We start from the raw sequence: 18,305 nt of genomic DNA, 5'->3' as shown, positions 1-18,305 counted from the left end.
AGTTATCCTTGACTAACTAATTTTAACTTTTTCAATGCTCTTTGTAATAAACTTGGTGCAGGAGCATTATATTTTTTGGCAGGGTTTGTAAATACTGGGTATTTCTCTGGTTCGTGGAGATAACGATAATAAAGAAATAAATCCCTATAGGGAAATTCGATATTTTCTCCAGCACATACTGCTGTCATAATTCGAGGAGGAATGCCAATATAATGCAGGTAGGTGAGTTGATTACCTTTATCATAAAGAATTCGGTTTTTTTCTTCAAAATGACTGGAAGTTACACAGCAACCTGTTTTCTGACTATCGGATAGGTGATGAGAAAAGTTATAAATAGATAAGCCAGACTTCATAAACATATAGTTGAGAACTGGTTGATCGCCTGTAGAATAGAGAATTTCTCTCTCACCTGCCCTCAGATAAGATAATAATTCTGCTATTTTTTCTGGATTAAATAAGCCTTGTTTTGAAGCATAGAATCCAGAACAGAAGATTTCATTTTTAAGTCGTTTTTCGTCAAAAGTTTCTAGTAATTTATTTGAATTTGTGTTATATACTTTTTCAGGATATAAAAATTGAAAATCATAAACAACACAGTCATATTGATTTAATTTCTCAAAGACAAAATCTAGTGAATTCATCACTATAGTATCGGCATCCATATAAACAAATTTATCAAAAGGGGCATCAAAAGCGCAAAATCGCCGATGTCCGCCATAAATTCTATACTTATCTCTGTTCATGCTAGCAGGGCTAGCCTCTAGCATAAATTTATCCCAACGAGCAATTGATTCTTGATTATCATAAATCACTACATTAGGACGCTTAGTTACTTCTTCAGTAATACGCTCTATTTGTTCATCAAAAGGATAGATACAAACAGGAGTATTTTGACCTAAGATGACATCAATACTGTTGAGTAAAGCAATTAGTTGGTCGTAAACATAGTCATTTCCAAGAGTACAAATACCATTCATAATTTATAAGTTATTAGCAACAAATTTTGACAGCCAGTTAATAAGATTGAGTTCGTGTAAGATAATTTGACGGGCTTCTTGAATTGCTTCCTTTGCTGCATACCAAGCATCAGGAGAAGCTGTGACTTCTTTGATGTAGGCAATACCTTTTTCATCCAAGCTAGGCAATCGTAAAAAACTACCAGCAGGCAACAATTTATCAGCAGCCGATCCGCCATAATAAATTGGCAGACACCAAGCTAATAGTGCGTCCCATAATTTTTCACTGACATACCAATTATTACTGCTGTAGTTTTCAATTGCCAGGTTGTAATAGTAGGGTGCCATGCCATACCATTTATTACCTAATTCACCCAATGTTTTTGCCCGTGCAGGTAAGCCACGTCCATACAAATCAAATTGAATTTCACTAGCTTGTAGCGAATACAAAAACTCTAAGCGCTGGCGATGATTGGCAGTACGATTAATTCCAGAAGTAATCCAGCTGCAAGGAGCGACTTTTTTAGGTGGAGGCATTTCATTTAATTCTTGAAATGAATTAGAGTGATACCAAATGGCAGGCATATAGTCAGGATTGGGAGCAAAATCATCTGCTCCGGAAATGTAGCCACAATACTGCTGCGCTTGCTGATAATTGTATTTATTTATCTCAATAATTTCTTCTAAAGGTGGTTCTCGTAAAAGATAAATAACTCTTTTTTTGGGAACACTACGTAAGAGAGAAGTAATGTTTAATTCTGATTGTTTTTGTCGTTTACTAAATCTTTTTAACCAGGATTGTTGCTGTTTTTGAGATTTGGGAAAATCAAATTGATACATTACTAAGTAATCTGGTTTTTCTGCTAAAGCTTGTAATTGTATATTGTTCCAAATCCCAAATGCATGAGGGGTTTGTTGCCACAGCCAATCGGTTCTGTTTTCTAAACTGCGATAGCTGCTAATCATGCCAATAGTTTTAATAGTCATTTTTTTATCACTCTGTATGAAGGCAGAAGGCAGAGGGCAGAAGGAAGGAAAAGTTGACTAATTATCTGTAAGAGTTCTTTTCTTTCTTGTTAAGCAACAAGTTGAGGATGAAAAGACTCATCAACATAGCTGAGAATTTTTGCTGCTCGATTTTCCCAAGAAAACTGTTTGACAAATTCAATACTGTTAGCATAGCCTTCGATTTTGCGGGGATGAGTCTCTAAAACTTGCCTCACAGATGCGGCAAATTTACTGGGATTATCAGGCTCACACCAAGCAGCGATCGCCTGAGTATTTTTAAACTCCATTAAAGAGGGAATTTCTGTTGCCACAATTGGAGTACCAGAAGCAAAGTAATCAAATAATTTCAAAGGAGACGTAAAAGTTGCTGCTTCTCCCAAACAATGAGGATGAGCTAAAACATCGGCTGCTTGGAGCAGAGATGGTAAATCTTCATGTAAGATATAGCCGAGAAATGTAATGTTGCTTACTTGCTTCTCTTGAACTAATTGCTGATAGTTTGTTACCTCTATTTCATTACCACCTGCACAAACAAATTGAATATTTGGCATTTCTAAAGCCACATCAATTAGAACATCAATACCTTTAAACTTTCGTAGTGCTCCTGCGTAGACGACTAGTTTTTCTCTCTCATTTTTGAGCAGTTTTTGACGCCATACCACTGCTTTTTCTAGTTGTCTTTCCATAAATAAACGATTGTAGCCATTATGGAGTTTAATTACTTTTTCTGGCGGCATTCCATGTTGAATCATGGTGTCGCGAATAGTATCAGCAACTGTGACAGCAATTTGAAACAGCGAATGTTTAACTATTTCTGGTTCAAATGCCTTATCTTCGTGGTGATGGTGTTCATAAATTGCTGGTATGCCATTTTTAATTGCGGCTTTGATGAAATTCCAGTTGCGACTGTGAACAAGTTTAGTAGTAGGAAGTATGTAAAATGGAAAATAATATTTTGTGGCGATAGTATTTGAGTCGGTAAATTTACTAGAAAAATAATTAATAGGCCAAGGCATTGGTAAGGGAGCAACTTTTAGCTTGTCATGGAGGTTATAATATTTAATGATTTTTTCTGGTAGTTTATGAGGATAAAAAGGACAAGCTAAATTAATTGGGTTAAGTGCTTTCAATCCTTTATAAGGATATACCAAAACTGTAGAATAACCTAAGTTTGCGGCTGCATTGGCTGCATTTGTAGATTGTACTAAATGGGCTTCTGGCTTTGGTAAATCTTCTTGGATGAAAAAAATATAGTGCTTTTTAAATTTAGTATCTTTCATAATTTTAAATATTTAATTTTATCTTCAAAACTTTCTAGACTATTGAGTAAATGTATGGCAGATTTAAAAGCACTTTGAATAAATTGATTTTCTTGCTCAAGGCTTTCTGCATAATTGCCAGAAATTAAACGCATTAAATTTACTATTTCATTGGTATCTATACGAAATTCACTCGATATACTGCTATAACTTGGATAATTAACAGTGGCATCGGAATCTAGCTCTCTCGTAAGAGAGGGCTGCCATTTAGTTTGCAAGTTAACGATGTCTTCAAAAATATCAAGAATATTGATAATACCTAAGGCAGATTTATAAGCATCTGTAATTAATTCCTGCCGTTCTTGGGGATTATCTTTAAAGTTATCAATTAATAAGAGTAGGAAGCCAATCATCGAGTTTAGTCGCGTGCGAATTTCGTGAGAAATTCGGATTAAACTTTGCTGACGTTTGCTAGCTGTGTCTTCTTGTTCACCAAATTGGATTGAGTACAAACGCGAGTAATAACCACCTTTTTGTAAAAGTTCCTCATGGGTTCCTACCTCTACCACGCATCCTTGATCTAATACGGCTATTTGATCGGCTTTTTGTACTGTGGAGAGACGGTGAGCAATAACTAAGGTAGTGCGATCGCGACTTAAATCGTCAATCGCTGCTTGTACTAAACGTTCGGAAACGGTATCCAGTGCGCTGGTAGCTTCATCGAGAATAAGTATTTCTGGATCTTGTAGTAGCGCCCGTGCTATTGCCAGACGCTGCCTTTGCCCCCCAGATAACATGACGCCGCGATCGCCGATCAGGGTATCAAATCCTTGTGGTAATTTGCTGATAAATTCGTAGGCGTTGGCTCTTGTGGCTGCGGTAATTATTTCATCTTCGCTAGCATCTAGTTTTCCGTAGGCAATGTTATTCCGCACAGAGTCGTTGAAAAGAAAAGTATCTTGGCTGACGATTCCCATTGCTTTGCGTACAGATGTCAAAGTAAACTCGCGCAGATCGATGCCATCAATGGTAATAGAACCGGAAATCGGATCGTAAAATCTAGGTAAGAGATCTGCAATTGTCGATTTACCTGCACCTGAACTACCTACTAAAGCTAAAGTAGTTCCCCGTGGCAAATATAAATCTACATCCTTGAGTACTAACTTTTCGTGAGTTGGATAGGCAAAAGATATGTTGTTGAAATGGATACCTTGATTTAATTGAGTATAAGCAATATTACCGTCATTCATCCAAGGTTTATTATCCCAGGATAAAAAATCAACAACTAACTCCATGCTGGTAGATGTGTTGGCAAAGCTATTGCGAAGAGTATTTAACTGAGAAATTAAGGGTAGTAAGCGTAGTAGTAGTAATAAATACGTTAAAAGTACAGTTGATAGTGAAGCGATTTGCTCTTTAAAGAACGTGCGACTTAAAAAGACAATCAGCATTAAAGCAGTAATTCCCATTACCTCACTGATTGGTGCGATCGCCTCTGAATTCATATGCGATTGAAAATCTGCTTTTTCGCGATCGCGAATCAACTGCTTAATCTTTTGGAATTCTTTGTCTTCGTTAGCTGTTGCCTTTACCAGCCTAATTCCACTGAGAATCTCTAATACAGCGATTGAATATGCTTTTGACATTTCGCTGAGTTGTTTGCCAAATCTGCGAGAACGCCCAATCGCATATTGATTAATTAAAGTCACAAAAAACAGTAAAACTGTAGTGGCGATCGTCAACTGCCAGGAAATAGATAATAGTAAGCCTATAAAAACTAAAATAGTAATTCCTAAAATAATTAATTTCACACTATTGCCAATAGTACTGGCAGCACGCCCTATTTCTCCTCCTAGACGATTAATTAAATCACCAACTTTCATTTTGGTGTAATAATCTAAGTCAATTCTGAGTAATAGCTGTATACCAGCTTCGCGCATATCAGAAGTTAATCGGCGTGTTAAATAACTGGATGATAATGAACTAGAGTAAATCGCTAAATTTTTAAAAAAAATCGTCAGTATAATTGCCCCAGCCATTACCCATAATCGATTATTTTCTGGCAACTGCTCAAACGGAGACATGATCGCTTTGAGAATAGGAGGAGCACTGCTTAAATCAACCTCTTGTCCAACAATTTTTAAAATCACTGGCACAATTAAAGCTGTACCAACCCCGTTAAATAAAGCTCCTGAAAATCCTAAAATTATTGTGATAAAAATCAAGCCTGGATAGGGTTTGGCAAATCTGAATAGTAGCTTTTTGTTCAACATGGGAGCTATTAATTAGAAGGCAAGAGGCAGGAGGCAGAATGGTAAAGCCTCTTCTTGAGAGGGTTCCACTAGTTGTATTTATGTTTAATACGATTTCCCTAAATTTTGGCTTTCACTTGATTTCAAAAATTAAGTGAATTACATCTAACTAATCTTTAATTTTCAATACTATATATGTATGTTCACAACCGAGAAATTACCGACTTTAGGTTAGATGCCATTGCTTCTAAGCTATATTTTTCAACACATCTTTCTCTAGCTTTTTTGCCAAGCTCATTTGCTGCATCTAAATTTTGAAATATTGATTGAATTTGTTCGGCGATTTGTTCGGGAGAACTGGGATCAATTAAATATCCAGTTTCACCTAAAATCTCTGGAATGTCTCCTACTTTTGTCGATAATATAGGTTTAGCCATTGCCATTCCATCAGTTAACTTTAAAGGAAATTGAGCACGAGTTTCTGGAGTGTCTCGCTGTGGAACAACAATAACATCAGCAGCAGCTACCACCTCAGGCATGACATCAACAGGATATTTTGGTAGTTTGATAATCCAACGCTTCCATCGCTGTTGCAGCTCTTGATCATAGTCATCATAAGGGCTGCCACCTACAATTACCAGTTTTAAATCAGGCTGATTAATTTTATCTAGCGCTATAAGAACATCTTCTAAACCTTTATACGGTCTTGGCGCACCAGGAAACATTAAAATTCGATATCCAGTTAAACCATAGCGGTTTTTACTAGCATCACTGTCATATTGAGCAGGATGAAATAATGAGGTATCCTTACCATTAGGGATAAAAGTACCTCCAAAACGCTGCTGTAAAAATTTTGTATTTACCGTTACTGCATCAGCTTTTTTTACCAAATTATCCATCCATTTCAAGTACAAAGGATGATTAGGATTTCTCAAAGCACCATCTTGTTTGATTAAATCTCTAGCCAACTGTTTAAGTGTAGGACGATAATACCAATTATCACCACCATACCAACTCATTTCCCAGTCATCTATGTCTACAATTACTGGTCTTTGAGTATAGAATTTATTTAAAAGCGCAACGCCAAAACTAGCTGGTTGAGGCTTAATTGCATAAATAATATCTCCTTGAATATGTTTGAATAATTTTCCGATTGATTTAAAAAATTTAGGATAATTGGCACCTTCTATAGCGTAGATATCAGCATTTTGAGGAATAGCTTCATACAATCTTTTACCAAATAAAAATCCTAGAATTTCTGTTTCATATCCCAGCTTTTGTAAGGCGGTTTGTAACAGAGATGCACGAATAAAGCCATCATTGGTTGATAAATTCCAGACAAGTAATGATATTTTTAATTTTTCTTTGTCTTTTATCATATATAGTTAATCATTTTTTACGCCAAGGATTTTTAATCTGATTTGGTAAAATCACTTTAGCTAGTTTATCAATTACTTTAGTATAAATTGAGCTAGTAATATCTTTGGCATATTGAGGTCGATAAGGGTAAGTACAATGCAGTATTTTAATAGGCTCGTCATTTTTTTGATAGCAATCTTTCCATTTACTAAGATAATTATAGGCAGGCGATAATATTTTTATGCTTGGCTTCACGGTAGCGATCGCAGAAGCAAAAGCCCCTTGATCCTTCAACAGCAATTTATCTTGATTACTTCTGACAATTTCAAAGTAGTACTTAAACTTTTCAAAAAATACTTTAGTTAATTCTGTTTTTTTAAAAGCCATAAAACCGCCATTATACTGAATGCTATCTTCTTGTAGCGGTAGCTCCACTGATTGTAGAATTGATAAAACATTAGGTAAGTTATCTTCTTGTTTACCTCGCACTAAATTTGTAGCTTTAGTAATAGCAGGTTGTACATCTTCGGTTAATAAAAAATCATATTCATCTAACGCCTCAAATACATCGTTAATATTAGAAAGTAAGCAAATATCGGCATCCAAGTAGATAGTCTTCTCAAATTCACTAGATGCTTCATATAAAGCCAGCTTTGCCAAGCGGGATGCTAAAACTGTATTTTCATTTGCAGGAGCAGGTTTGAGAGTTACATTTTTGAAAACAGTGAGAAGAGGGTATAAAATCTTGGGTACACGGTCAATTAAAATAATTATTGGTTCTTGATGAAATTTTCTAACTGATGCCAAAAAATGAATACAATCTTGAAAAGAGTAAAGACCTGTCAATATAGTAATAAATACTCTACTTTTTAATGTCATATATTTTTTATTTTTTTATTGTTAATGCGTCCATTCCCAGTAACTCTTACTCCAGTCTTCGTTATAGTGAAAAATACCCTGCCATTCAAAAAATTGAACAAAATCTTTAATATCTATATTATTTCTGTTAACATCCCTAATCATGTATAAAGGACGTTCCCCATAAAAAGATGCCCACATAGTATAACTACTAGGAGGGCCAATGATATAATCACATTCAGCTAATGAATATAAATCCTCTATGATGTGATTATTGCCAAACACGTAAGATAAATTTTGAAAGTGGTAGTGTGGTTGTTGTTCATTAGAACAAATCAAAAATGTAACTTTTTGATTAGGAAATAGGGCTTGCGCCGATTCCATCACTTTTACATACTGTTCCACTTCAAAAAAATATCTGCTATCTTGATGCTGGCGATAATCTCCATGTCGGATATGAATGCCAATCACAATATCTGTTTTCTGACGAATACTAGATATTAGTTTTGATACATTATCTTGATAGTTTCTTAAAGGCTGGAAATACGTACGAATTGCTTCTTTATACTTGCGGAGTTTCTCTACTTCAGCTACAAACCATCCATCACGAAATAACCATCCTTGAAAAAAAGTAAGCTTTCCTGGTTGCAATTTTTCTACCAAATCAAAATTATTCCAGTTAAATGGTTTATTTCGTTTAATATCGATAACTTCAAAATATCTGCTATCAACTAAATAGCGATTAAATTTATAGTATAAATTACGTAGAAGTTTATTGCCAAAAATAGAAAATCGCGAAGCAGGATAGCAACACAATAAATCTCTAGCTGTAGTCTGAAAGAATTCAGCGTAATCCTCAAAAGCTGGATTCAGAACTGTTAAATTATTTTCTAGAGCAAATGCTATAAAATTAGCAAATAGTAAGAGTCTATTTCCTAACTGCCCAGATTTCGCAGATATTACCAACATACTTATAACTTCCAAAAAGGCTGTAATGACTTGATAAAATAACTGAGCAATTATGTAATTGTATTTTATCTGATTTACCAATCAACTAATTTTAAACGACTTGTTTGAATATAGTCAAATATACGATTAATTTGACGACGACTTTCATCACTAAGTTCACCATTAGTAAGTACGCTTGAAGTTAGTAAAATATGGTCTTTGCGGCTCATTTTTCCGGACGCAATAATTCGATTAACAATTTTTTCAACAGCTAAATCTGCTTGGTTTCCAATAGTTTTATACATTAAATTTTGATTACTCATATGTTTGATAATGTATGTAAAAATCTCATCCTAATATTTGCCCAACTTTTGTTTGCAAGATAAAGTTATTGTCATAATAAAAATTATGAACATTAACATCCCACAGCAAATTATTGAAGCTATTTAACTAAAATGTATGAGCAGCTTTTAGGTACTCACAATACTAAATTTATCTTTGTATCTACTTTTACACCCACAGAATTTTTACGGATAAATTGAGATACTTTTACTGAAGCGGACAGAGTTTCAGTAAAATTACAGTTAATGGTTAATTTTTTTTAACAATTATGCAAGCTGTAATCTCAAAAATATAAACCTTTCGTATTTTGATGCAGCCAGTACAAGAAGGCAGTCCGTATGAAACAAGTTTCACAGCCAGGTATGAAAATGTCTTTCTCCTACAACGCCACATGCTTTATGCCGGGAAACCCGTCCACCGCAGTGGCTCCCCTTACACCCCTACACCCATTTTCAAGACAGACGGCAGAAGGTAGATGGAATAATAAACAGATAGATAAGTGGCTCACACTCCAGCTCCTTCCATGCCACTTTCTGTGGTTACTTCAGCAGTAACTATTGAAATACTGAATATTTATAGAATTATTTAGATGGGAGGCATGGAAAATGCAAGTTCTTCGTCTAGAAGCACTTTCAGACAATTACATTTTTCTGTTGTGCGATCGCCAAAAAAATATTGCTGCCGTTGTCGATCCAGCACAAGCACAGCCAGTCTTAAAAAAACTTCATGAATTAAAGTTAAATTTAGTAGCAATATTTAACACACATCATCATGCAGATCACGTGGGTGCGAATAAAGAATTAATACAATTATTTCCAGATGTGAAAGTATACGGTGGAGCAGAGGATCGAGGGAGAATACCCGGACAAAAAGTATTTTTACAAGAAGGCGATCGCGTCGAGTTTGCAGATAGAGTTGCAGAAGTAATCTTTGTACCAGGGCATACCCGCGCTCATATCGCCTACTACTTCCCTCCCCAAAAACCAGGGGAGACAGGAGAGTTATTCTGTGGTGATACACTTTTTGCTGGTGGTTGTGGTCGTTTATTTGAAGGCACACCAACGCAAATGGTAGAATCTTTAAGCAAACTTCGTTCTCTGCCTGAGAATACACGAGTTTGGTGCGCTCACGAATATACATTGAGAAATTTACAGTTTGCTCTCACAGTAGATGCTAGTAATCCCCACTTACAGCAAAGATATGATGAAGTAAAAGCATATCGCAGCCGAGGAGAAGCTACTGTTCCCTCATTGTTAGGTGTTGAAAAACTTACAAATCCCTTTTTACGTTGGGAGCAGCCAGCATTACAGTCTGCGGTGAACAGTCGAGATTCGGTACAAACCTTTGCACGCTTGCGAGGAATGAAAGATAGATTTTAATGAAAAGGCAGAGGGAAGGAGGCAGAAGGCAGTCCCTATGAACTTCGTATACTACCAAGTATGAAAAAAGGCATTGGGCATGGGGTATCTTTTCGGCTTCTTTGACTTCGCTTAGTACAAGTCGCTCAGGGCAAGTGAGCATTGGGCATTGGTATAAACATTTCTTCCCCTACACCCATTTTCAAGACAGAAGGCAGCAAGCACAGTCAGAACCCATAAATGAAATTAGGAGGTTCAAGACTTGCGATCGCACCCTATATTTCGCTAGGATCTCTAGGTTGATTGACTATAAGCAAACCTCCTGGGGATAAAGCTACACTCTTGTGAACTATCTTGCTGAAACCCCCAAGATATTGAGATTTTACAAGCAACAGAGAAAAAAGAAAAACAATGGCGAAACGCGTGCAGTTAGTTTTAACTCAGGATGTCAGAAAATTGGGTAGATCCGGCGACTTAGTAGAAGTAGCACCCGGTTATGCTCGTAATTATTTAATTCCCAAGAGTATGGCAACTTTTGCTACTCCTGGTATTCTCAAGCAAGTAGAACGTCGCCGGGAGTTAGAACGCCAGCGGCAACTAGAACTTAAACAACAAGCGCAAGAACAAAAAGAAGCTTTAGAGAAAGCTGGAACCTTCAATATTGCCAAGCAAGCTGGTGAAAAAGAAGCTATCTTTGGTACTGTCACCACCCAAGACGTAGCTGATGTGATTCAACAAATCACTGGTATTGAAGTGGATCGACGCGGCATCACCATACCTGATATTGGCATTTTGGGAACTTACGAAGCAGAGATTAAGCTGCATTCAGAAGTAACGGCTAAAGTCAACATTCAAGTTGTAGCTAGCTAAAAATCTACTTTTTTGGAATTGAGAACACAGATAAATTTTACGTCTGTGTTTTTTCGGTTTTTAATTTTTTGCAAAAAATATCTTTGGTGTGTAGAGACGTTGCAGTGCAACGTCTTTATATATTGGAAGTGAAAGTTATGCACTATAGGGGTAATAGTCTACTACCCTAATCTAAAATTTTTATATGTCTGAAGAACTAAATTTTCAAGGGCTAGGCAGCGATCGCTTACCTCCCCAAAATATCGAAGCAGAAGAAGCAATACTGGGAGGTATCTTGCTCGATCCAGAAGCGATCAGTAGAGTTAGCGATCGCTTAGTACCAGAAGCTTTTTACATTAGCGCTCATAAAGATATCTATCAAGCAGCACTGCGCCTTCACAGTCAAAGTAAACCTACAGACTTGCTTGCGATTACAAGTTGGTTAAATGACCATGATCTGCTGGCTCGTGTCGGTGGTAGAAATAAATTAGCTTCCCTTGTAGACAGAACAGTTTCAGCAGTTAACATCGACGCTTTGGCAACGCTGGTGATGGAAAAATACCTGCGGCGTCAGTTAATCAAAACTGGTAATGAAATTGTTCAGTTGGGTTATCAAACAGAAGACGAGTTACCACAAATCCTTGATCAAGCAGAACAAAAAGTTTTTGCGATCGCCCAAGAACGTCCGCAGTCAGGCTTAATCCACATTGCTGACACCTTGGTAAATACTTTCCAGGAAATAGAGACACGCCATCAAGGTGTAGCTTTACCGGGTATCCCTTGTGGATTTTACGATTTAGATGCGATGACAAGTGGCTTCCAGCCTTCTGATTTAATCATTGTTGCTGGCAGACCGTCAATGGGGAAAACTGCCTTCTGCCTGAATCTAGCTTATAATGTTGCCGCTTTATATAAATTACCAGTTGCAATTTTTAGTTTGGAAATGTCCAAAGAACAATTGGTACAGCGTTTATTAGCAAGCGAAGCAGAAATTGAATCTGGTTATTTGCGCAGTGGACGTATCAGTCAATCTCAGTGGGAACCTTTAAGCCGTGCGATTGGTATGCTCTCGGAAATGCCAATTTTTATTGACGATACACCGAATATTACAGTTACAGAAATGCGGAGTCAAGCACGACGCTTGCAAGCAGAAGTTGGAACGAACTTGGGGCTAATTGTGATTGATTACTTGCAATTAATGGAGGGAGCAGGTGACAATCGCGTGCAAGAATTATCTAGAATTACCCGCAAAATTAAAGGTTTAGCGCGTGAATTATCTGTGCCGGTGATTGCTCTATCTCAGTTGAGTAGAGGTGTAGAAGCACGTACTAACAAGCGTCCAATGTTATCTGATTTGAGAGAGTCGGGTTCGATTGAGCAAGATGCGGATTTAGTAATTATGCTCTACAGGGATGAATATTATAATCCTGATACTCCTGAAAGAGGTATTGCAGAAATTGTCATTGCTAAACATCGTAATGGCCCAACTGGAACTGTTAAACTTTTATTCGATCCACAATTTACGAAGTTTAAAAATTTAGCTAAACCAAGTAATTATTAACAAAAGTAGTTAGTAGGGACGGGTTCCATTGATTATCTTTGGGTTAGAACCAATAATTTCTCTTTAAACCCGCCCGTACAGTATTTAGTAGGTAGTAGGTAGTAATTGGTAGTTGCTAATTTAGAAGTTAATTTTTAGTAGGGATGGGTTTTAATAGTAATCTCTCAAAAAAAGATATATCTACAAATAAACCCGCCCCTACTAACCACCATCCACTATCCACTAACCCCTAACCAGCTTTCAACAACTCCACATCAAAAATTAGCGTCGCGTTGGGGGGAATCACACCACCAGCACCACGAGCGCCATAACCTAACTCTGGAGGGATGATTAACTGACGGCGTCCACCTACTTTCATAGTACTGAGTCCCTCATCCCAACCTTTAATCACTTGCCCAACGCCAACTTTGAAGTCGAAGGGACGATTGCGATCGCGTGAACTATCAAACTTAGTACCATCTTCTAAAGTACCAGTGTAGTGAACCGTAACCTTTTGTCCTGGTTTAGGAGTCGCCCCATCTCCCTCAACTAGATCGATATACTTCAACCCAGAGGGGGTAGTGACGACATTTTCATCTGATGCGAACATGGCAATGTTTGTAATGAGAGTTTTATTTTCAGTTGTAGCAGTGGGAGCTTGTGTCGTTTTGGTAATCTGGGCAGCGATCGCAGATTCTTGTTTACCACCGCCAACTTGCGCTAATACCAAAACTACAACACAAACCAGCATAAAACCCACGCTGAGTAAAATCGCTTTCAAAATCAGTCCTCCCTACTAAGGTTGTCTGGATGTATATATACGATGACCTGTAGGACAAAACTTAGTTTAAATCAGAAAGCGTACCCTGATGGAAAATTTGAATTTTAGATTTTAGATTCTAGACTTTAAAGTAGCCTTAATATACTACGTACACCAGAATGCATGAAAAAACTTTCTTCCCTTCTGCCTTCTGCCTTTGCCTGCCCTCTGCCATCTGCCTTCGACTAATTCTAAATTGTTAGCGCCAAAGCTTATTTTCTAAATCACGCACTTGACGCTCCAACCTGTCAATTCTACCCCGCAGTTCATCAACTTCTGACTGACGTGCAACCCCTAAATCTTGCAGCATATTTCGCATCTGCCGTTGCATATTACCTTCCCAGTTGCCCTGTTCTGATTTTAACTGCTTAACCATATCATCCATCACTGCCTTGGCTTGCTCAGGATCAAGCTTGCCATCCTTCACCATCTGCTCGCTTGCTTCCCGTATTTTGTCTGCCACCATAGAAGTTGTACCAATACCGAGCATCAATAACTGCTGCATCCAGTTGTTACTGTCCATACTGCATTCCTGTCACTTAATCTATAACCAGACGAACCTGATTTTGAAATCTAAAGCAATACACCAATGCTGAAAGGTTAATTACTCTAGATTACAGCTCTATTCTGACAGACGTATACAGGAAATAATAAGGTGTGATTATCGAACTTGAGGATGGAGGTAGAAGGCAGGAGGCAGGAGGCAGAGAGAACTCTGAGCGGCGGCTTCCGCCATCAGAAGTTCGGTGGGGCAGAAGGAAAAACCTCTTCCTAAATGGATTTCTAAGGTTAGTAGTTTAAGTTTAATTATGTTTACCTATCTTACTTTCAGTTTTATGTCTTCTGTTTTTTACTAACTTTGTAGTAATAACCGTCCATAATTCAGACTTCTGGTAAGACAAAGCAAATTTATATAAAGAAAGTTATGCTGTATCGCTTGTATAAGCCACCAAAAGCAAGCTTTTGATCTATTCTAAAGTAGAAATAATCCAAAAAGCGCGGTGAGTCATGGTTGTGAAGTTGCAACGACCGATCTTAGTGGGAGGACTGGGACTAACATTTACTCTCTGGATGTTACAAAGTTTGCATCATTCTATGGTGCAGCTAGGTGAATTTAGTGTGATGAGTTTGTTGCTAGTTGGTGGCGGTTTATGGTTATTGAAGCAAAATCGTCCTAAAAACGGTTTGCAAATGCTAGAAATGCCTGTAGATCGCGCAACGGTTGAAAATGCGATCGCTAAAGCCGAAGTTGTGATCAATCAACTAGCAAGCGAAGCAGAAAATCACCAAGCTTTAGTAACATTGCGAGAAAGAATACCCCAGCTGTACTTGGAGTTAGACAGAGAAGATATTCTTGTGGCTGTTACTGGCGGCAAGTCAGTAGGTAAAACCACTTTGATTCAGGTTTTAGAGTCTAACTGGCATCCAGAGATCCGGCAAACAGTCAGCTTGCAAGAGACACCGCCTTTGTTTGCACAAGCCAAGGAAAAATCAGATACGGCTGCATTAGCACCAGCAAAGACAACTGATTTTGTCTTGTTCCTCACAAACGGCGATTTGACAGATACAGAATTTCAAGCCATACAGCAGCTAAGGGCAGAATATCAGCAATTAATGCTGGTTTTCAATAAACAAGACCAATATTTACCAGATGAACGCGCTAATGTCTTGCTGTCATTAAAACAGCGGATGCTAGGAAATGTGGTGGCGACTGCTGTTTCTCCCCTGCCCGTCAAAGTTCGCAAGCATGGTGAGGATGGTTCGGTGCAAGAGTGGATGGAACAACCAGCACCAGACATCCAGCAGTTAACACAGCACTTAGGTGAGACTCTAGCACAGCAAGGGCAGCAACTGGTGTGGGCAACTGTGATGAGAAAAACACACCTGCTCAAAGCCGAGGCGAAAAACTACTTGAATGGAATCAGACGCGATCGCGCAAACCCAGTGATTGAACAATATCAGTGGATTGCTGCTGCTGCTGCCTTCGCCAACCCAGTACCAGCACTAGATATTTTGGCAACTGCGGCAATAAACGCCCAGATGGTAATGGATTTGGGTAATATTTACCAGCAAAAATTTTCCATCGAACAGGCAAAAACCGTAGCTGGCGAAATGGGAGGTTTAATGCTGAAGCTGGGTTTAGTCGAACTTTCTAGTAAGGCGATCGGTACTGTTCTCAAGAGTCACGCTATCACCTTTGTTGCTGGTGGTGCAGTGCAGGGTGTAAGTGCAGCTTATCTGACGCGCTTGGCTGGACTTAGCTTAGTAGAATATTTCCAACAACAGGAAGTAACCGTAAATTCTACCATTGGATTTAATGTGGAGAAATTGGGGCAAACCTTGCAAAAAGTATTTCAACAGAACCAGCAGGTGGCTTTCCTGCAAGGGTTTGTTAAGCAAGGCGTGAAGCGTTTGTTGCCGGAAGCCTCTGAGGGTGAACTTATTGGTGTTGAGAAGGCGGCGGGATAACGCAAAATTGGTTAATGATATTTGGTAATGGATGTAGCAGATGGGTGATATTTTTCCATAAATAACTTATTTGCTACATCTTTTAACTGAGTGTAATTGTATGAAAATAGCTAGGCTATGAATGCGATTCAGGGAAACTTATTCTCTGGGTTTGACTCTATGATAGATGAGTCACTGAGGAGTTATAAGAAAGAAGTTCTATCTATGCCAGACGCTGATGTGATTTTCTATCGCAATTTTTTCAATCAGCAAGAGAGCGATGAACTTTTTCAAACCTTATTGAAAGAAATTAAATGGCGACAAGACAAAATGAAGATTTACGGTAAGGAAGTAAACTTACCGAGAAAAACTGCTTGGTATGGAGATAAAGACAAGTCATATAAATTCTCAGGTATTCATCTTCAACCAGAGCTTTGGACACCTACATTACTACAAGTAAAAGAGAAAGTAGAGGAAATAGCAAAAGTTCAGTTTAATAGCGTCTTGCTAAATCTTTATCGAGATGGAAATGATGGAATTTCCTGGCACACTGATGCTGAACCAGAGTTAGGTAAAAATCCTGTAATTGGTTCTGTTCGCTTTGGTGGAACAAGAAGATTTATGTTTAGGCGTAAAGACAATAAAGACTTGAAAGCAGAAATTGAGTTAACACATGGTAGCTTTCTGCTTATGGCGGGTACTACCCAGTATTTTTGGCAGCATCAGATTCCAAAAACATCAAAGAAAGTTCAACCAAGAATTAATTTAACTTTCAGGGTTATTGCTCATTCCCTTTAATAATATTTAAATACTATACTTCTTGCAAAAATCAGGATTTAGGTTAATTACGACCACAGATGGACACCGATAAAATCTGTGTTCATCTGTGTTCATCTGTGGTCGATTTATTTAAAAATAGAATGAGTACAAAAAGCTTACTAAATAATATTTTACGATTCTTCTGGTGTTTTTATTTTCTGCTTATCAAGATTAACAATGAGCGATCGCCCCAATATTTTCTCCTTTTTTGCTGGTTCGGGATTTCTAGATTTAGGCTTTGAAACCAGTGGTTTTAATATTGTTTATGTGAATGAAATTTCTTCCTCATTTATGGAAGCATACCGCTATTGTCGAGCTAATTTAAATCTACCGTTACCAGCATACGGATACCATTTTGGAGAGGAAGCAGATGTTAATAAACTCACTGAAGGCTTCCAGGCAGTCTATTTACAAGAATTAGTACAAGACTGCCGTAAATCTAATAATATTATTGGATTTATTGGTGGCCCTCCTTGTCCTGACTTTTCCACAGGCGGTAAAAATAGAGGATATTTAGGAGATAATGGTAAACTATCAAATGCTTATGTGGAAATAATTTGTCAACAACAACCCGATTTCTTTTTATTTGAGAATGTTAAAGGTTTGTGGAAGACCAAAAAACACCGATTATTTTTTGAAGCAAAAAAACGGCAATTAATTCAAGCTGGTTACTTATTAACAGAACGTTTAATTAATGCGATTGAGTATGGTGTACCTCAAGATAGAGATAGAATCATCTTATTAGGATTCCGAATGTCTTTAATTAAAGACATGGGTATAACAATCTTGAACCATCATCAATTAACTAGAAAAATTTTCCCTTGGGAGAAACATATATTCTTCAACAAAGATAAAGTATTTGCTTATCCTTGGAGTAAAAGTTCACCTTTTCAAGAAAATTCTATCCTACCTTGTCCTCAAAATATTCCTGTGGAGCTAACAGTTGAATATTGGTTTAGAAAAAATGATGTGCTACATCACCCTAATGCCAAACACTATTTTCAACCAAGGGCAGGTATTCAAAAATTCGCTAGCATTGATGAAGGAGACGATTCCAGGAAATCTTACAAGCGTCTGCACAGATGGCGCTACTCTCCTACAGCTTGCTATGGCAATAACGAAGTACATTTACATCCTTACAAAGTACGGCGAATTTCTGTAGCTGAAGCTCTGGCAATCCAATCTTTACCTACAAAATTCGTTTTGCCAGATAATATGTCACTAACTAATATGTTTAAAACCATCGGTAATGGTGTGCCTTATTTAGCATCTAATGGATTAGCTCACACTATCTTGGATTTTCTTGCAGTTAGTAAGATAAAAATGTCATAATTAATACTTAGAATTCATAAATTTTCTAGGCAAAATACTTAACAGCAATAAATTGGTATAGATTGAAATCACGACTAAATTTAAGCAAATCAACCAACTTCTAGGAAAAATTCTAAATATATGGTGGAGTTATTTATTAAAATAGTCTTAAGTTTAT

General features: G+C 37.5%; 17 protein-coding genes. 7 read left to right on the top strand and 10 right to left on the bottom strand.

Annotated features, from left to right (window positions below; translation table 11 throughout):
- Nucleotides 1-2: 2 nt before the first annotated feature.
- The 8 genes from U2718_RS00470 to U2718_RS00435 all read right to left on the bottom strand — a co-directional run bounded on the left by U2718_RS00470 (nucleotide 3) and on the right by U2718_RS00435 (nucleotide 8,963).
- Complete coding sequence (locus tag U2718_RS00470; protein WP_341999234.1) at nucleotides 3-977, bottom strand: Npun_R2821/Npun_R2822 family protein; 975 nt, start codon at nucleotides 975-977, stop codon at nucleotides 3-5.
- A gap of 3 nt (nucleotides 978-980) precedes the next feature.
- On the bottom strand, nucleotides 981-1,943 hold the full coding sequence (locus U2718_RS00465; RefSeq protein WP_341999232.1) for a glycosyltransferase family 10 domain-containing protein: 963 nt from the start codon (nucleotides 1,941-1,943) through the stop codon (nucleotides 981-983).
- 89 nt (nucleotides 1,944-2,032) lie between these two features.
- Nucleotides 2,033-3,244: a glycosyltransferase family 4 protein gene (locus U2718_RS00460; protein ID WP_341999230.1), complete on the bottom strand. Its 1,212-nt coding sequence runs from the start codon at nucleotides 3,242-3,244 to the stop codon at nucleotides 2,033-2,035.
- Nucleotides 3,241-5,496 carry an ATP-binding cassette domain-containing protein gene (locus tag U2718_RS00455; protein WP_341999229.1) on the bottom strand — a complete coding sequence of 752 codons (2,256 nt, stop codon included), beginning with the start codon at nucleotides 5,494-5,496 and terminating at the stop codon, nucleotides 3,241-3,243. The genes U2718_RS00460 and U2718_RS00455 overlap by 4 nt, the downstream gene beginning before the upstream one ends.
- A gap of 182 nt (nucleotides 5,497-5,678) precedes the next feature.
- Nucleotides 5,679-6,854, bottom strand: a complete 1,176-nt coding sequence (locus tag U2718_RS00450) for a glycosyltransferase family 4 protein (protein WP_341999227.1) — start codon at nucleotides 6,852-6,854, stop codon at nucleotides 5,679-5,681.
- Nucleotides 6,855-6,864: 10 nt separating this feature from the next.
- Nucleotides 6,865-7,713 (bottom strand): glycosyltransferase, encoded by an 849-nt coding sequence (locus U2718_RS00445; protein ID WP_341999225.1) that lies wholly within the window; start codon nucleotides 7,711-7,713, stop codon nucleotides 6,865-6,867.
- A 21-nt stretch (nucleotides 7,714-7,734) separates the two neighbouring features.
- Nucleotides 7,735-8,742, bottom strand: coding sequence for an alpha-1,2-fucosyltransferase (locus U2718_RS00440; protein ID WP_341999223.1), 1,008 nt, complete (start codon nucleotides 8,740-8,742; stop codon nucleotides 7,735-7,737).
- The gene (locus U2718_RS00435) at nucleotides 8,736-8,963 is read right to left on the bottom strand and encodes a hypothetical protein (protein ID WP_341999221.1); all 228 of its coding nucleotides are present in this window, start codon (nucleotides 8,961-8,963) and stop codon (nucleotides 8,736-8,738) included. The genes U2718_RS00440 and U2718_RS00435 overlap by 7 nt, the downstream gene beginning before the upstream one ends.
- A 329-nt stretch (nucleotides 8,964-9,292) precedes the next feature.
- On the opposite strand from U2718_RS00435, the gene U2718_RS00430 reads away from it, so the two are divergent.
- The 4 genes from U2718_RS00430 (at nucleotide 9,293) to dnaB (ending at nucleotide 12,750) form a co-directional block, all read left to right on the top strand.
- Nucleotides 9,293-9,457 (top strand): hypothetical protein, encoded by a 165-nt coding sequence (locus tag U2718_RS00430; protein ID WP_411813201.1) that lies wholly within the window; start codon nucleotides 9,293-9,295, stop codon nucleotides 9,455-9,457.
- A 130-nt stretch (nucleotides 9,458-9,587) separates the two neighbouring features.
- On the top strand, nucleotides 9,588-10,361 hold the full coding sequence (gloB, locus tag U2718_RS00425) for a hydroxyacylglutathione hydrolase (RefSeq protein ID WP_341999219.1): 774 nt from the start codon (nucleotides 9,588-9,590) through the stop codon (nucleotides 10,359-10,361).
- 390 nt (nucleotides 10,362-10,751) lie between these two features.
- The gene (gene rplI, locus U2718_RS00420; protein ID WP_341999217.1) at nucleotides 10,752-11,210 is read left to right on the top strand and encodes a 50S ribosomal protein L9; all 459 of its coding nucleotides are present in this window, start codon (nucleotides 10,752-10,754) and stop codon (nucleotides 11,208-11,210) included.
- Between the two features lie 184 nt (nucleotides 11,211-11,394).
- Nucleotides 11,395-12,750, top strand: a complete 1,356-nt coding sequence (dnaB, locus tag U2718_RS00415; RefSeq protein ID WP_341999215.1) for a replicative DNA helicase — start codon at nucleotides 11,395-11,397, stop codon at nucleotides 12,748-12,750.
- A 229-nt stretch (nucleotides 12,751-12,979) separates the two neighbouring features.
- On the opposite strand, the gene U2718_RS00410 is transcribed toward dnaB, so the two are convergent.
- A complete protein-coding gene (locus U2718_RS00410; protein WP_341999213.1) occupies nucleotides 12,980-13,510 on the bottom strand; it encodes an FKBP-type peptidyl-prolyl cis-trans isomerase in 531 nt (176 codons plus the stop codon).
- 238 nt (nucleotides 13,511-13,748) lie between these two features.
- The gene (locus U2718_RS00405) at nucleotides 13,749-14,072 is read right to left on the bottom strand and encodes a phasin family protein (protein ID WP_289787619.1); all 324 of its coding nucleotides are present in this window, start codon (nucleotides 14,070-14,072) and stop codon (nucleotides 13,749-13,751) included.
- A 485-nt stretch (nucleotides 14,073-14,557) separates the two neighbouring features.
- Between U2718_RS00405 and U2718_RS00400 the strand changes: the two genes are divergently transcribed.
- The 3 genes from U2718_RS00400 to U2718_RS00390 all read left to right on the top strand — a co-directional run bounded on the left by U2718_RS00400 (nucleotide 14,558) and on the right by U2718_RS00390 (nucleotide 18,148).
- Nucleotides 14,558-16,018, top strand: a complete 1,461-nt coding sequence (locus U2718_RS00400) for a YcjF family protein (RefSeq protein ID WP_341999210.1) — start codon at nucleotides 14,558-14,560, stop codon at nucleotides 16,016-16,018.
- Between the two features lie 117 nt (nucleotides 16,019-16,135).
- Nucleotides 16,136-16,795: an alpha-ketoglutarate-dependent dioxygenase AlkB gene (locus tag U2718_RS00395; protein WP_341999209.1), complete on the top strand. Its 660-nt coding sequence runs from the start codon at nucleotides 16,136-16,138 to the stop codon at nucleotides 16,793-16,795.
- Nucleotides 16,796-16,993: 198 nt separating this feature from the next.
- Nucleotides 16,994-18,148 (top strand): DNA cytosine methyltransferase, encoded by a 1,155-nt coding sequence (locus U2718_RS00390; RefSeq protein WP_341999207.1) that lies wholly within the window; start codon nucleotides 16,994-16,996, stop codon nucleotides 18,146-18,148.
- Nucleotides 18,149-18,305 lie beyond the last annotated feature (157 nt).

This window comes from Chlorogloeopsis sp. ULAP02 (genome assembly GCF_038404745.2).
Lineage (GTDB): Bacteria > Cyanobacteriota > Cyanobacteriia > Cyanobacteriales > Nostocaceae > Chlorogloeopsis.
The sequence above is the reverse complement of the archived record's forward strand: the minus strand, read 5'-3'. Positions and strand labels throughout refer to the sequence as shown.